The 13,533-nt window shown below is 70.3% G+C and carries 13 protein-coding genes; 4 read left to right on the top strand and 9 right to left on the bottom strand.

The window, feature by feature from the left end; translation table 11 throughout:
* The 4 genes from AOK22_RS19435 to AOK22_RS19450 form a co-directional block, all read left to right on the top strand.
* Nucleotides 1–784, top strand: a 784-nt coding sequence (locus AOK22_RS19435; RefSeq protein ID WP_167357857.1) for a metallophosphoesterase, incomplete at its 5' end; no start/stop codon positions are given.
* 173 nt (nucleotides 785–957) lie between these two features.
* Nucleotides 958–1,356 carry an ATP-binding protein gene (locus AOK22_RS19440; protein WP_055699966.1) on the top strand — a complete coding sequence of 133 codons (399 nt, stop codon included), beginning with the start codon at nucleotides 958–960 and terminating at the stop codon, nucleotides 1,354–1,356.
* A gap of 93 nt (nucleotides 1,357–1,449) precedes the next feature.
* Complete coding sequence (locus tag AOK22_RS19445; protein WP_055699957.1) at nucleotides 1,450–1,842, top strand: hypothetical protein; 393 nt, start codon at nucleotides 1,450–1,452, stop codon at nucleotides 1,840–1,842.
* Nucleotides 1,842–4,334 carry a DUF4132 domain-containing protein gene (locus AOK22_RS19450; RefSeq protein ID WP_055699958.1) on the top strand — a complete coding sequence of 831 codons (2,493 nt, stop codon included), beginning with the start codon at nucleotides 1,842–1,844 and terminating at the stop codon, nucleotides 4,332–4,334. The genes AOK22_RS19445 and AOK22_RS19450 overlap by 1 nt, the downstream gene beginning before the upstream one ends.
* Nucleotides 4,335–4,473: 139 nt before the next feature.
* On the opposite strand, the gene AOK22_RS19455 is transcribed toward AOK22_RS19450, so the two are convergent.
* The 9 genes from AOK22_RS19455 to AOK22_RS19495 form a co-directional block, all read right to left on the bottom strand.
* Entirely contained in the window at nucleotides 4,474–4,956 is a 483-nt protein-coding gene (locus AOK22_RS19455; protein ID WP_237773360.1) for a VOC family protein, read from the bottom strand.
* 170 nt (nucleotides 4,957–5,126) lie between these two features.
* Complete coding sequence (locus AOK22_RS19460; protein WP_079036678.1) at nucleotides 5,127–7,175, bottom strand: family 20 glycosylhydrolase; 2,049 nt, start codon at nucleotides 7,173–7,175, stop codon at nucleotides 5,127–5,129.
* Between the two features lie 156 nt (nucleotides 7,176–7,331).
* Nucleotides 7,332–8,402, bottom strand: coding sequence for a hypothetical protein (locus tag AOK22_RS19465; protein WP_055699960.1), 1,071 nt, complete (start codon nucleotides 8,400–8,402; stop codon nucleotides 7,332–7,334).
* On the bottom strand, nucleotides 8,402–9,046 hold the full coding sequence (locus AOK22_RS19470) for a hypothetical protein (protein WP_055699961.1): 645 nt from the start codon (nucleotides 9,044–9,046) through the stop codon (nucleotides 8,402–8,404). The genes AOK22_RS19465 and AOK22_RS19470 overlap by 1 nt, the downstream gene beginning before the upstream one ends.
* A gap of 253 nt (nucleotides 9,047–9,299) precedes the next feature.
* Complete coding sequence (locus AOK22_RS19475; RefSeq protein WP_055699962.1) at nucleotides 9,300–10,067, bottom strand: succinate dehydrogenase iron-sulfur subunit; 768 nt, start codon at nucleotides 10,065–10,067, stop codon at nucleotides 9,300–9,302.
* Nucleotides 10,067–11,821 carry a succinate dehydrogenase flavoprotein subunit gene (gene sdhA / locus AOK22_RS19480; protein WP_055699963.1) on the bottom strand — a complete coding sequence of 585 codons (1,755 nt, stop codon included), beginning with the start codon at nucleotides 11,819–11,821 and terminating at the stop codon, nucleotides 10,067–10,069. Before sdhA ends, AOK22_RS19475 begins: the two co-directional genes overlap by 1 nt.
* Before the next feature lie 16 nt (nucleotides 11,822–11,837).
* Nucleotides 11,838–12,329: a succinate dehydrogenase hydrophobic membrane anchor subunit gene (locus tag AOK22_RS19485; RefSeq protein WP_055699964.1), complete on the bottom strand. Its 492-nt coding sequence runs from the start codon at nucleotides 12,327–12,329 to the stop codon at nucleotides 11,838–11,840.
* An 8-nt stretch (nucleotides 12,330–12,337) separates the two neighbouring features.
* Nucleotides 12,338–12,718, bottom strand: coding sequence for a succinate dehydrogenase, cytochrome b556 subunit (gene sdhC, locus AOK22_RS19490; protein ID WP_079036679.1), 381 nt, complete (start codon nucleotides 12,716–12,718; stop codon nucleotides 12,338–12,340).
* Between the two features lie 168 nt (nucleotides 12,719–12,886).
* Nucleotides 12,887–13,533 (bottom strand): 2-oxo-4-hydroxy-4-carboxy-5-ureidoimidazoline decarboxylase (locus tag AOK22_RS19495; protein ID WP_063795294.1); only part of this gene is annotated, 647 nt, incomplete at its 5' end.

Genomic DNA, 13,533 nt, shown 5'->3' on the forward strand with positions numbered 1-13,533 from the left:
CGCCGCGGCCGCCGCCGTCGGGACCGTCGGATACGGGACGTACGGAGTACTGCGCGGCCCGAAGGTGAAGCGCGTCACCGTGCCGCTGGCGAAGCTGCCGCGCGCCGCGCATGGATTCCGGATCGCCGTGGTCAGCGACATCCACCTCGGCCCGGTCCTCGGCCGCGGCTTCACGCGGCGCGTGGTCGACACGATCAACGCCACGCAGCCCGACCTGATCGCCGTGGTGGGCGACCTGGTGGACGGCAGCGTCGAGGACCTGCGCCCGGCCGCCGCACCCCTCGCGGGGCTGCGGGCACGGCACGGCGCGTACTTCGTCACGGGCAACCACGAGTACTTCTCCGGCGCCGAGCAGTGGGTGGACCACGTGCGCGAACTCGGCCTCGTCCCGTTGGAGAACGCCCGCACGGAACTCCCCGCGTTCGACCTCGCGGGTGTCGACGACGTGGCGGGCGAGAACGAGGGCAAGGGCCCCGACTTCGCCAAGGCGCTCGGCGACCGGGACCGTTCGCGGGCCTCCGTCCTCCTCGCACACCAGCCCGTGGTCATTCATGACGCGGTCGAGCACGGCGTGGATCTGCAGCTCTCCGGTCACACCCACGGCGGTCAGCTGTGGCCCGGCAACTTCGTCGCCGACCTGGCCAATCCGACGCTCGCGGGCCTTGAACAATACGGAGACACGCAGCTTTATGTGACGCGCGGCGCGGGTGCGTGGGGCCCGCCGGTGCGGGTCGGCGCCCCGTCGGACATCACCGTGGTCGAGTTGGCGTCGCGGCAGGTCTGAGCAGGGCAGAGACGTATACGAACCGCGCCGTGCGGGCAGTTGGCACGGACCTGGCCGGATAAGGCCGGGCCAGAGCGTGACTCAGTGACATCGAGTGATTCCTCTGCGCAGCATTGTGTGTCGGATATTTGTGCGGTTCGTGATGTGTGCTGCGCCAGAGGGGGAGCGAAGACTTGTTAAGACGGGATGCGTTCAGATTGCCACCGCACCCGGCGTCCGTGCCGCTCGCCCGGATGAGGGTGCATGAGCATCTGTCGGCCTGGGGGCATACGGAGGACGACGCGGCAAGCGATGACGCCGTGCTCCTCGTGTCCGAGCTGGCGACCAACGCGATCGTCCACGGCCTCGTGCGCGAGCGTGAGTTCGAGGTCGCGGTGACGGTGCTGGCCGACGGCTCGTGCTTCATCGAGGTGTCCGACGAGAGCCCGTCGGGCCCCGAGATGCACAAGGCGGAGAGCTGGGAGGACGAGAACGGCCGGGGCGTATGGCTCCTCGACACCCTCGCCGAGGCGTGGGGCGTGTGGCGCCGCGGCCGGTACGGCAAGACGGTGTGGGCGCTGGTGCGAGGGTGAACGCCGCAGGTCACGAGGGGCGGAGACGGACGCTGCCGGCGCTGGGGGGCGCGGAGCGGGGCCGTTGTCAGTGGTGCCCTTTACCTTCGAGGCATGGGAATGGTGACCTTCGTCGACGAGACGACATCGGGGGAGCGCGGCGAGGCCTGGGGGCTGGAGATCGCGGAAGAGCGGCTCGCGCTGCGGGAGTTGGTCCGGCGGCGCGTGTTCGAGGAAGTCGCGGAGTTCAACGCCCTTACGCCCGCCGTGTTCCGCGGGCTCGTCCGCCCGACGGACACGGAGCAGACCCTGAACGGGTACGCGCTGCGCACACCGCGCCGCATAGATCCCGAGCGCCAATTCCAGCAGGCCATAGAGGCGTTCGGGCGCAACGGCTTCCTCGTGCTGGTCGGCGAGCGGCAGGTCGAGGACCTGGACGCGCAGATCGACCTCAGGCCCGGCACCGAGGTCACGTTCCTCAAGCTCGTCCCGCTGGTGGGTGGCTGATGACCAGGCACTATCCGGACCGGGTGCGGAACGTCGAGCGGCTGGCCGCCGAGGGCGACCTGCCGGGCCTCGCCGAGGAACTGCTCAAGACGGCGATCACCAACAACAATCAGTGGAGCCACGACGGCGAGAAGGTCCTCGCCACCGTCCGCGCCCTGCCCCGGGACCAGCGCCTGCGGGTCACCGACTCCCTGGTGGAGCTGAGCGATCCGTACCACGCGTCCTCGCCCACGCGGCTCAACGCGCTCACCCTCGTGGAGCTCATCGGCGAGGACCTGCCGGGCGACCGACTCGCGGCGGAGCGGGCCGCACGCCTGGAGGAGTTCGGCGGGATGTACTGCGTGCAGGCGACGCACGCGGCCGCCGCGCTCGTCGAGGCCGAGCGCGCGGCCGGCCGCACGCCGCCCGCCATGGCCGTCGCCGCCCTGCGGCGCACCCTCATCGTCCTGTACTGGGAGGACGGCGCTTCCCTGAAGAAGGCCGTCGACGCGCTGACCGACCCTCCGCTCAACCCGGGCGAGGCCTGGTCCGACCAGGCGCTCGCGGACCTCGCCGACCGGGACGAGGCCTGGCACGCGCTCGTGCGGCACGCGCTCACCGCCAAGTCCGCCCAACCCAACGCCAAGTGGGAGAAGGCGGCCCGCGCCCTGGTCGAGCCGCTGGGCGCGGACACGGTGCGGGACACCCTGGTGGCCTGGCTCGCCCTGGTCGGCCGGCCCCGCACCCGGCCGTTCGCGAACACCGCCCACGCCTACTGCGTCGCGCCGAACGACGAGTACGACCCGTTCAACGCCAACGCGATCCGCGGCCTGGCCTGGACCCTCGCGCTGCTTCCGCCGCACCCGGAGGCGGCCCGCGCCCTCGGTGCCCTCGTCGAGACGTCCCTGCGCAAGGTCCAGGGCCTCGGCCCACGCAACCCCAAGGTCGCCAACGCCGGGGTCGTCGCCCTCGCCCGCGCCGAGGGCGAGGCCTCCCTCGCCGAACTGTCACGCCTCGCCACCCGGGTCACGTACAAGACCACGCTGAAGATGATCGGCGCCGGCCTGGAGGCCCGCGCGTGGGCGCTCGGGCTGAGCCGTGCCGAGGTCGAGGAGATGGCCGTTCCGGTGTACGGCCTGACGGAGGTCGGGCGGTCCGTGCGCCGGCTCGGCGACTGCGAGGCCGAGGTGACGGTCACCGGATCGAAGGCGGCCCTCCGGTGGCGCAACGCCGCGGGCAAGCAGGTCAAGGCCGCGCCCGCCGCCGTCAAGCGCGACCACGCGGACGAGCTGAAGGAGCTGAAGGCCGCCGTCAAGGACATCGACAAGATGCTCTCGGCGCAGGCGGAGCGGCTCGACCGGCAGTTCCTGGCGCGCCGCGAGTGGACCTACACGGCGTGGCGCGAGCGCTTCCTCGACCACCCCCTGGTCGGCACGCTCGCCCGTCGCCTCCTGTGGACGGTCGACGGGACGCCCTGCGGGTACGCCGACGGGGACCTGCGCACCCTCGCCGACGAACCGGTCACCGCGGGCGGGACGGTCTCACTGTGGCACCCCGTCGGCCACCCGCCCGAGGAGGTCGTCGCCTGGCGGGACTGGCTGGAGCGCCACGGCATCACCCAGCCCTTCAAACAGGCCCACCGCGAGGTGTACCTCCTCACCGACGCCGAGCGGACCACGGGGACGTACTCGAACCGCTTCGCCGCGCACGTCCTGCGGCAGCACCAGTTCAACTCGCTCGCCGCGGTGCGCGGTTGGCGCAACAAGCTGCGGCTGTGCGTGGACGACGAGTATCCGCCCGCCGTGCGGGAGCTGCCGCGGTGGGGGCTGCGCGCCGAGTACTGGATCGAGGGCGTCGGGGGCGACGGATGGCTCGACGATCTCACCGACGCGGGCAGCTATCTGCGGGTCCGCACGGATCAGGTCCGCTTCTATCCGATCGACGCCCCGGAGAACTTCGCGCACGCGAGCGGCGGTGAGTACCGTATGTGGCTGCGTGACGGCCGCGAGCCGGTCGACGCGCTGCCCCTGGCGGAGATACCGGAGCTCGTCCTGAGCGAAGTCCTGCGCGACGTCGACCTGTTCGTGGGGGTGGCCAGCGTGGGGAACGACCCCACGTGGCAGGACGGCGGCCCCGCCGGGCGCTTCCGCGAGTACTGGACGGCGTACGGCTTCGGTGAGCTGGGGCCGGGCGCCAAGACGCGACGGGACGTGGTCGCCCGGTTGCTGCCGCGGCTCGCGATCGGCGAGCGGTGCTCGGTCGAGGGGCGTTTCCTGCACGTGCGGGGCGAGTTGCACACGTACAAGATCCATCTCGGATCGGGGAACGTGCTGCGGACGCCCGCGGATCAGTACGTGTGCATCGTCCCGGCCGCATCGGGGTCGGCGGCGGTGGGCGGGACCGGCTATCTGCCCTTCGAGGGCGACCGGACGCTGGCGGTCGTCCTCAGCAAGGCGATGATGCTGGCCAAGGACGACCGAATAACGGATCCGACGATCCTCAGCCAGCTCTGAGGGCGTGCGGTCGCTGGGGCCGCGCCGCGAGCAGGGCGAGGTTGGGGGTGGCGGTGGCTTTCCTGCTGCGGGTGGGTTCTGGCTGGTCGCGCGGTTCCCCGCGCCGCTTTCGGGGCGCCCCGGTTCGGGGGTCCGGTGGTCAGGTGTTTCGGGCAAGTTCCGGGCGCTTGAGGTAGTCCGTGAAGCCGATGACGTTGCCCCAGGCGTCGGCGATTTCCACGGTCCAGCCCGTGGCCACGGAGAACGGTTCGGTGAGCAGGGGGATGCCCGCGGCCGCGAGTGCCCGGCCCTTCGCGCGGGCGTCCCGCACCTCCAGCCAGAGGCGCGGCGAGGGCCACTGCGGCGTACGCGGCACGATGCCGTCCTCCACGCGCAGCAGCACGCCCGGCGTCTCCTTGCCGACCTTGAGGATGGCGAGCCCGATCTCGTCGAGCCGGAAGGCGACGGGGAAGCCGGCCCGCTCGTAGAAGGCGACGGCCTCGCCGAGGTCGCCGACGGGGAACAGGACGTTGTCGAAGCCGAGCAGATCCGCGTGCTGGTCGGCGGACTGCTCGGTGCACTGCTCGGCGGACTGGCCGGTGGGCTGGTCAGCGGACAGGCCGACCGACTGGTTGTCTGACATTCCGTCAGGCTAGGCCGGTGGGTGCCGTCAGGGCGCAGGCGCGCATGGGGCGTGCCGCCGGACGGTCACAACTTCGGCCGTCCGGCGGACGTACGCGGTACGGCTCGTACCCCTGGAGGGCACCAGGGCACCAGGGCACCAGGGCGCCAGAGCGCTGGGACACCAGGGCACTAGCGTCCCCGCACCACGTCCAGCTCCGCCACCGACGCGTACGTGCCCTTGCCGCCGTGTTCGCTCAGGACCCGCAGCGCCACGCGGCGGGCGTCCGTCGTCGGGAACGGCACGATGAACTCCGTACGGTCCGCGGGGAAGGCCCCACGGGCGACTCTCCGCCAGCCCTCGCCCGCTTCGTCGCCCGCGGCCGCGTCGGAGACGAGGACCTCGTACTCCTTCACCATGCCGTTCACGCCGCTGTCCTGGCGTGGCATGTAGCGCAGGCCGGCGATGCGCCGCTTGCTGCCGAGGTCCACGGTCAACTGCTGCGGCAGGGTGGCGTCGTAGGCGGAGTGCCAGTGGGTGTAGGGGTCGTTGTCGACGGCGCGTGCGGCCCCGCCGGGCTCGCCCGCGGTCTCCTCGCTGGTGGCGGTGGCGCTGAATCCGGCCCCCGGCAGCATTCCGGGGTTCGCCCCGATCTGCGACTCCAGGTCGGCCGGGTCGGGGTCGCGGACCGGTGTCGCGTCGCCCACCTGGTCGTAACGGTCGAGGAAGGGACGTACGTCCGAACCGGCCGGCGTGGCCCAGGTGCGGTCCGCCACGACGGCGAGCGGCCGCCGCGCGAAGTGGTCGACCCAGCCGACGGCGAAGGTCTGGGTGCGGTCGGACCAGCGGGAGACGCGGTAGCCCTGGATGCCGGGTGCGGCCGTGAAGGGGTAGTCGCGGTAGGTGGTCCTGACGTCGAAGAAGCCGTAGCTGCCGGGCTTGGCGCCGAAGCCGGGGGAGACGTAGAGCGGCCCGTCCTGTGAGCCGACGACCTGGTAGCCCTCGGCGGCGCGGTCCTCGGGCCCCGACAGCCATTCGTTGACGACGATCCGCTTGTCCGGGTCGATGCTCGTCTCCTGGCCGAAGTCCCACCACTGCCAGATCTGGGTGGTCTTGCCGTGGGAGCGGACGGCGGCGTCGAGTTCGTCGGTGAACTCCACGAGGACGTCGCCGGGGTGTGGATGGCCCTTCGCCTTCTGGTACGCGACCAGTTCCGGGCAGGCGTCCTGGGCCGTGGTCTGGGGGAGCTCGTCGGTGCCGATGTGGACGTAGGGGCTGCGCGGGAAGGTCTGCGCGACTTCGGCGATCAGTTCCTTGGCGAAGGCGCGGGTCTCGGGCTTGGTGTAGTCGAGCGTCCAGTGGCCGCGCTCCGAGCCCTCCCAGCTGTTGGCGGGGCGGGACATCGGCTCGCAGGTGAAGGCCAGGTCGGGCCGTGCGTCGCCGATCGACACGGCGTGGCCGGGGAGGTCGATCTCCGGGACGATCGTGACGCCGTAGCGGGCGGCGTACTCCTCCAGGTCCGTCAACTCCCGCCGGGTGTAGTGCTGTGCGGCGACGATCTCGGGGTGGGACGCGCTCTCGATCCGGTAGCCGTTCCAGTCGGAGAGGTGCAGGTGGAAGGTGTTCAGCTTGTACCAGGCGGTCTGGCGGATCTGCTGCTTCAGATAGGCGACGGGGAAGTACTTGCGGCCCACGTCGAGCATCTGCCCGCGCGAGGACTGCGTGGGCCAGTCGGTGGCCGTGCCGCGGGCCACGGTGCGGGGGACGGGGGCGGTGCGCAGGGCCTGGAGGAGGGTGCGGGTGCCGTACAGGACGCCTTGGCGCTCGCGGGCGGTGATGCGGAGTTCGTCGCCTACGTCGAGGGCGTACCCCTCGGACGCCCTCGACTCGGGAACTCCGGCGGCGGCGCCGAGGCCGAGCACGATGTCGTGGGCCCGGGGCCTGCCGTCGACCACGGCGGGTCGGATGCCCTCCTGGTCGGCGAGCTCGTCGGCGAGGAGGGCGGCGGTGGGACGCAGCGCCTCACCGCCCCCGCGCGCCAGGACGATCCGCGTGGCGCGGGTCAACTCCCAAGTGCCGCTGCCGCCCTGCCAGTTGCGCAGGGCGGGGACGGTGACGGGCGCGGGGTTCCCGGCGGCGCTCTTGGCCTCGGCGCCGGACGGCACGGCCAGCGCGCAACCGAGCAGCACAACGGCGAGCGCGGCCCTGACGGCGAGGGATCGGGGTCTGCGACGGGGCATGGGCGGGTCCTCCGTGGCGCGGCGGCGGGCGTCCGGTTCAAGTCCCCCTGTGCGATGGGGACTTGAACCGGAGTGTGGCGGTGTGCCGACGCCGCGTACATGGAGAGACCGACGTACTGCTTGGACTTACCGGTGGTCGCCGGTGGCCGCCGGTGGTCAGCGGTTGATCGACTGGATCTCCTGGACGTTCACGTCCTGGGTGCCCTCGAAGGTGCCGTTGGGGAGGTCGTGTGCGCCGTCGTTGTCCGAGCCCTCCCAGGTGATCTCCCAGGTGATGGACGCCTTCATCTGGAACGGCGAGCCGCCGGTCGCCCGCTCGTACTTGATGCCGCACGGCGGGTCCTCCTTCGAGGAGCCCTTCGTGTACGGGGTGCCGATGCTGCCGTCGTCGTCGACGGTGCACTCGCCGTCGGAGGGGAACGTTTCGGCGTCGGCGGTGCCGGGGTCCAGGTGGAGGCTGACGGGCTTGGCCGTCGTCTCCGCCCAGATGCCCGTGCCGGGCAGCTCCGCGCGGACCTTGACCGGCTCGAACGTGCCCTTGTCCAGCCACACCCAGGTCGGCAGGTTCACGGTCGACTTGCCTTCCGGCTTCATCTCGACCTTGGTGTCGGGGACCTTGATCTGGTCGTACGCGTACGAGGCGAGGACCTTGGGCGTCGGGGCGTTGGCGATCTTGGGGACTTCGCCGGCGTCCTGCCAGAAGAGGTTCTTCTCGCAGTCGTAGGCCTCCGGGTCGCCCTCCATGTCCGGATTGACGACGCCCCGCCAGAACTTGCCCTTCTTGCCGATGTTGAAGTCCTTGTAGCCCTCGGCGCCGTCGGACTGGGTCTTGCCCTTCTCGTAGTGGTCGACCATCAGCTGCTCGCCCCAGCTGAGCGAGGGCGTGACGGGGACCAGGTTCTCGTTGGGGTTCTTCTTGAGCCGCTCCACCGCGTCCTTGACCTGCTCGGGCGTGGCGACGGGCTCGTACCAGCAGGCCGGGGGCTTCCAGTTCGGGTCCACCGGTACGACGGGCTTGGCCGAACCGCCCTTGCCGCCGCTGACCTGGGTGACCTTGATGCTGCTGGTGCCGGCGCCGGCCATCAGGGTGTTGCCGTTGGCGCCGCCGGAGGGCCCCGGCGGGTTCTGGTTGTCCTTGCCGCCGATGGCGTACGCCGACGTGCCGGAGAGGCCGACGGTGAGGGCCGCGGCGAGCAGGAACGCGCGTGCGGTGGTCGTCTTGCGCATCACTTGCACCCTCCTGGGACGGTGTCGAGGGAGACGGTCTGCCACACACCCTGCGAGGACTTGGCGAGCCTGGCCCGGTACTGCAGAACCGATTCGGGGCTGTCCGGGGTCTGGGTGACCTTCTTGGTCTTGCGGTTCTTCGTGGCCGACTTGCGCTCGTCGACGCAGTAGAAGAGCACGCCCGCGCCGTTGTCGCTGATGTTGACCTTCGGGTTGTACGCCTTGATCTCGCCGGTCAGGCTGTCGTCGGTCTCGACGAAGCTCTTGATCCATGTGCGGGCGGTGGCGAGCGAGCTGCCCGAGTCGTAGAAGGCGACCGCCTCCGAGTTCGGTTCGGCGTCGATGATGGCCGCGTACTTGGCCCGCAGTTCCTCGCGCCCGTCGTCCAGGATCGCCTGGAGCTTCGGGTCGCTGTTGGTCCAGCCCACGAAGTTCGCCTTGAACTCCGACGGCAGCTCGACCTCGGGCCGCTTGACCCCGTCCGGCTTCTTCGAGGGCTTCTCGGACGCCGTGGCACCCCCGTCATCCGCCCCCGCGATCTTGTCCGAAGAGCCGCCGTCACTTCCTCCGGAGCCGCACGCGGTCAACAGCAGGGCCGCGGACGCGGTCAGCGCGGCCGTCATGAGACGGATGGGGCGGTTCACTCTGGACTCCCGTGGAAGAGGTGGGGGGAAGGCACAGGAACCCACGCTATCTGTGGGCCCCTTGGGTACATCAACCGCATGGGTGAAGCCGTGAACGCACTGATACACAGCTGAACCGAAGCGGATACCGCGCAGAGCGGGGGCGGGGCGGAGGCGGGGACGAAGAGGGGCACGACGGCCGCCGATGCGGACGTGGGCCCCGCCCCCCGGGAAAGGGAGCGGGGCCCACAGAGCCGTACGCGGAAGGAAAGGATCAGAAGCGGCGCGTGATCAGCGCGCGCTTCACTTCCTGGATCGCCTTCGTGACCTCGATGCCACGCGGGCACGCGTCCGTGCAGTTGAACGTCGTGCGGCAACGCCACACGCCGTCCTTGTCGTTGAGGATCTCCAGGCGCTGCTCGCCCGCCTCGTCACGCGAGTCGAAGATGAAGCGGTGGGCGTTCACGATCGCCGCCGGACCGAAGTACTGGCCGTCGTTCCAGAACACCGGGCAGGACGACGTGCACGCCGCGCACAGGATGCACTTCGTCGTGTCGTCGAAGCGCTCGCGGTCCTCGGCGGACTGCAGACGCTCGCGCGTGGGCTCGTTGCCCTTCGTCACGAGGAAGGGCATCACGTCGCGGTAGGCCTGGAAGAACGGGTCCATGTCGACGACCAGGTCCTTCAGGACCGTCAGACCCTTGATCGGCTCGACCGTGATCGGCTTCGCCGGGTTGATGTCCTTGATCAGGGTCTTGCAGGCCAGACGGTTCTTGCCGTTGATCCGCATGGCGTCCGAGCCGCAGATGCCGTGCGCGCAGGAGCGGCGGAACGTCAGCGTGCCGTCCAGCTCCCACTTGATCTTGTGGAGGCCGTCGAGGACGCGCTCCTTGGGGTCGATCTCCAGCTGGAAGTCTTCCCAGGCCGCGTCCGCCGAGACCTCGGGGTTGAAGCGGCGGATGCGGAACGTGACCGTGATGAGGTGGGAGGACGTGGAGTCCTTCTCCAGGGCCTCCAGCTTGTCCATCGTCGGGGTAGCCATCAGTACTTACGCTCCATCGGCTGGTAGCGGGTCTGGACGACCGGCTTGTAGTCGAGACGGATCGACTCGGCGCCGTCGTCGCCGACCTCGCGATACGCCATGGTGTGGCGCATGAAGTTGACGTCGTCGCGGTTGGGGAAGTCCTCGCGGTAGTGACCGCCGCGGGACTCCTTGCGGGCGAGCGCGGACTGCGCCATGACCTCGGCCAGGTCGAGCAGGTTGCCCAGCTCGATGGCCTCCAGGAGGTCGGTGTTGAACCGCTTGCCCTTGTCCTGGATGGAGACGTTCTTGTAGCGGGCGCGGAGTTCGGCGATCTTCTCCACGGCCGTCTTGATCGTCTGCTCCGTGCGGAACACCATGACGTTGGCGTCCATGGTCTCCTGCAGCTCCCCGCGGAGGGTGGCGACCCGCTCGGTGCCCGTGGCGTCGCGCAGCCGCTCGACCTGGGAGACGACCAGCTCCTCCGGGTTCTCCGGGAGCTCGACGAAGTCGTTCTTCGCCGCGTAGTCGGCGGCGGCGATGCCCGCGCGCCGGCCGAAGACGTTGATGTCCAGGAGCGAGTTGGTGCCGAGGCGGTTGGCGCCGTGCACCGACACGCAGGCGACCTCGCCCGCCGCGTACAGACCCGGGACGACCGTCGTGTTGTCGGCGAGGACCTCGCCCTCGACGTTCGTCGGGATGCCGCCCATGGCGTAGTGCGCGGTCGGCTGGATCGGGATCGGGTCCGTGTAGGGCTCGATGCCGAGGTACGTGCGCGCGAACTCGGTGATGTCCGGGAGCTTGGCGTCCAGCTGCTCCGGCGGGAGGTGCGTGAGGTCGAGGTAGACGTGGTCGCCCTCGGGACCGCAGCCGCGGCCCTCACGGATCTCGGTGTAGATGGAGCGGGACACGACGTCACGGGACGCGAGGTCCTTCATGACCGGCGCGTACTTCTCCATGAAGCGCTCGCCGTCCTTGTTGCGGAGGATGCCGCCCTCACCGCGGGCGCCCTCCGTCAGCAGGATGCCCATGCGCCAGATGCCGGTCGGGTGGAACTGGAAGAACTCCATGTCCTCCAGCGGCAGGCCGCGCCGGTAGCAGGCCGCCTGGCCGTCACCGGTGAGCGTGTGCGCGTTGGAGGTCACCTTGAAGAACTTGCCGGTGCCGCCGGAGGCGTAGACGACCGACTTCGCCTGGAAGACGTGGATCTCGCCGGTCGCCAGTTCGTACGCGACGACGCCCGCGCTCTTCTTGACCCCGTCGACCTCGACGATGAGCTGGTCGAGGACGTAGAACTCGTTGAAGAACTCCACACCCTCCTTGACGCAGTTCTGGTAGAGGGTCTGGAGGATCATGTGGCCGGTGCGGTCGGCCGCGTAGCAGGACCGGCGCACGGCGGCCTCGCCGTGGTTGCGGGTGTGGCCGCCGAAGCGGCGCTGGTCGATGGTGCCGTCCGGGGTGCGGTTGAACGGCAGGCCCATCTTCTCGAGGTCCAGGACCGCGTCGATGGCCTCCTTCGCCAGGATCTCGGCGGCGTCCTGGTCGACCAGGTAGTCACCGCCCTTGACCGTGTCGAAGGTGTGCCACTCCCAGTTGTCCTCCTCCACGTTGGCGAGCGCGGCGGCCATGCCGCCCTGCGCGGCGCCCGTGTGGGAGCGGGTGGGGTAGAGCTTGGTGAGCACGGCGGTGCGGCTGCGCTTCGTCGCCTCGATGGCGGCGCGCATGCCGGCGCCGCCCGCGCCGACGATGACGGTGTCGTACTTGTGAATCTTCACGGAAGTCGCCTCGGCTTTAGCGGATGTTCGGGTCGAAGGTGAAGATCACCAGCGTGCCCAGAAGGATGGTGAACACCGTGGCGGTGTACAGCAGGCCCTTGAGCCACAGACGCGTGTTCGGGCGCTCGGCGTAGTCGTTGATGACCGTGCGCAGGCCGTTGGCGCCGTGCAGCATCGCGAGCCACAGCATCAGCAGATCCCAGACCTGCCAGAACGGCGAGGCCCAGCGGCCGGCGACGAACGCGAAGCCGATCTTGGAGACACCGCCGTCGAGCACCAGCTGGATCAGCAGGTGGCCGAGGACGAGGACGACCAGGACGACGCCGGACAGGCGCATGAAGAGCCATGCGGCCATCTCGAAGTTGCCGCGGGTCGAGCGCGGGGTCTTGGAGGTCCGCTTGCGCGGGGCCTCGATGACCGGGGCCGGGTTGTCGACGTCGTAGAGCGACACGCCCTCGACGGGACCCACACCGGACGTTCCGGACTTCTCAAGCGTGGTGTCAGACATGTCTGGCGTCAGCTCCCGAACAGTTCGCGGACGGCGTGGCCGAGGACCGGGTAGAGCGCCCCCACCATCAGGACGACCCAGATGCCGACGACGGTCCAGAGCATCTGCTTCTGGTAGCGGGGACCCTTCGACCAGAAGTCGACGGCGATGACGCGCAGGCCGTTGAGTGCGTGGAAGAGGATGGCGGCGACCAGGCCGTACTCGAGGAGCGCGACGATCGGCGTCTTGTAGGTAGCCACGACATCGTCGTACGCCTCCGGAGAGACGCGGACGAGAGCGGTGTCGAGCACATGCACGAACAGGAAGAAGAAGATGAGGACGCCGGTGACTCGGTGAGCCACCCACGACCACATTCCTTCCCGGCCGCGGTACAGCGTTCCAGCCGGCACGGCAGAACCCTCCGGGAGCGGGGATTGGGGCCGGCCGCCACGCGTAAGCAGTTTGACTCCGCGGCGTCGGACGAGCCCGGCCGGGTACGGTCCACCGGCCGCTCGTCATCGTATCGACGAGTTGTCGGTGGACCGGCCCCGGGTCCGCCGGTGTGATCAAACAGGCAATCAAACAGGCACGTACGGGCTATCGGGGCGCGTTTGTGGGCGACTTTCCCACGCGGCGTGTCCGGCGACCGCGCTGACCTGCGTTTCGGCGGCCAGCGCGAGGACGAGACGGGTGAGCCGGCCGCGGGCGAGGCGCCGCAGTTCCTCGGAGGCGAGGGCGAGCTCGTCCTCCGGATCGTTGCCGAGGCGTGACCGGATGCCGGAGAGCAGCTGGTCGAGTGCCTCGTCCGGGGCGACGTCGTCCAGGCAGATCACGAAGGTGTGCCCGAAGCGGCTCTCGTACGCGGCGTGGGCGGCGCGCAGGGCGGTCTGGGCGGCGGCCGTGGTGGCCGGGGGCGGCGTACGGACGCCCCGGCCGCGCGGGGTCTGGAGCGGGACGGTCGGGTCGAGGGGCTCGCGGGCCAGGGCCTCGGCGAGGTCGCCGGGGGAGAGGTCGTACGCCGCCTCGTCGGACGCGGCGAGCAGCGCGTCCAGGTCGGGATAGGGGCGGTGGGCGGCGACTCTGCGGGCCCAGCGGCGGCTGCCGCAGCAGGTCAGGAGCAGGGCTTCGGCCTCGCCGGGGGCGGCGGAGTTCAGCCGGTGCGGCGCGGCGAGGGGAAGGGCACGGGCAGGGGAACGGTGCGGGTGCAGCGTGCGCTCCTGGGCAG

Source organism: Streptomyces silaceus, from assembly GCF_001419745.1.
Lineage (GTDB): Bacteria > Actinomycetota > Actinomycetes > Streptomycetales > Streptomycetaceae > Streptomyces > Streptomyces silaceus.

Excerpts from the sequence above, each read along its gene's own strand:
- AOK22_RS19450 (WP_055699958.1), top strand. The coding sequence starts at position 1,842 with ATGACCAGGCACTATCCGGACCGGGTGCGGAACGTCGAGCGGCTGGCC.
- AOK22_RS19485 (WP_055699964.1), bottom strand. The coding sequence starts at position 12,329 with ATGTCTGACACCACGCTTGAGAAGTCCGGAACGTCCGGTGTGGGTCCC.
- AOK22_RS19475 (WP_055699962.1), bottom strand. The coding sequence starts at position 10,067 with ATGGCTACCCCGACGATGGACAAGCTGGAGGCCCTGGAGAAGGACTCC.
- AOK22_RS19460 (WP_079036678.1), bottom strand. The coding sequence starts at position 7,175 with ATGCCCCGTCGCAGACCCCGATCCCTCGCCGTCAGGGCCGCGCTCGCC.
- AOK22_RS19455 (WP_237773360.1), bottom strand. The coding sequence starts at position 4,956 with ATGTCAGACAACCAGTCGGTCGGCCTGTCCGCTGACCAGCCCACCGGC.
- AOK22_RS19465 (WP_055699960.1), bottom strand. The coding sequence starts at position 8,402 with ATGCGCAAGACGACCACCGCACGCGCGTTCCTGCTCGCCGCGGCCCTC.
- AOK22_RS19445 (WP_055699957.1), top strand. The coding sequence starts at position 1,450 with ATGGGAATGGTGACCTTCGTCGACGAGACGACATCGGGGGAGCGCGGC.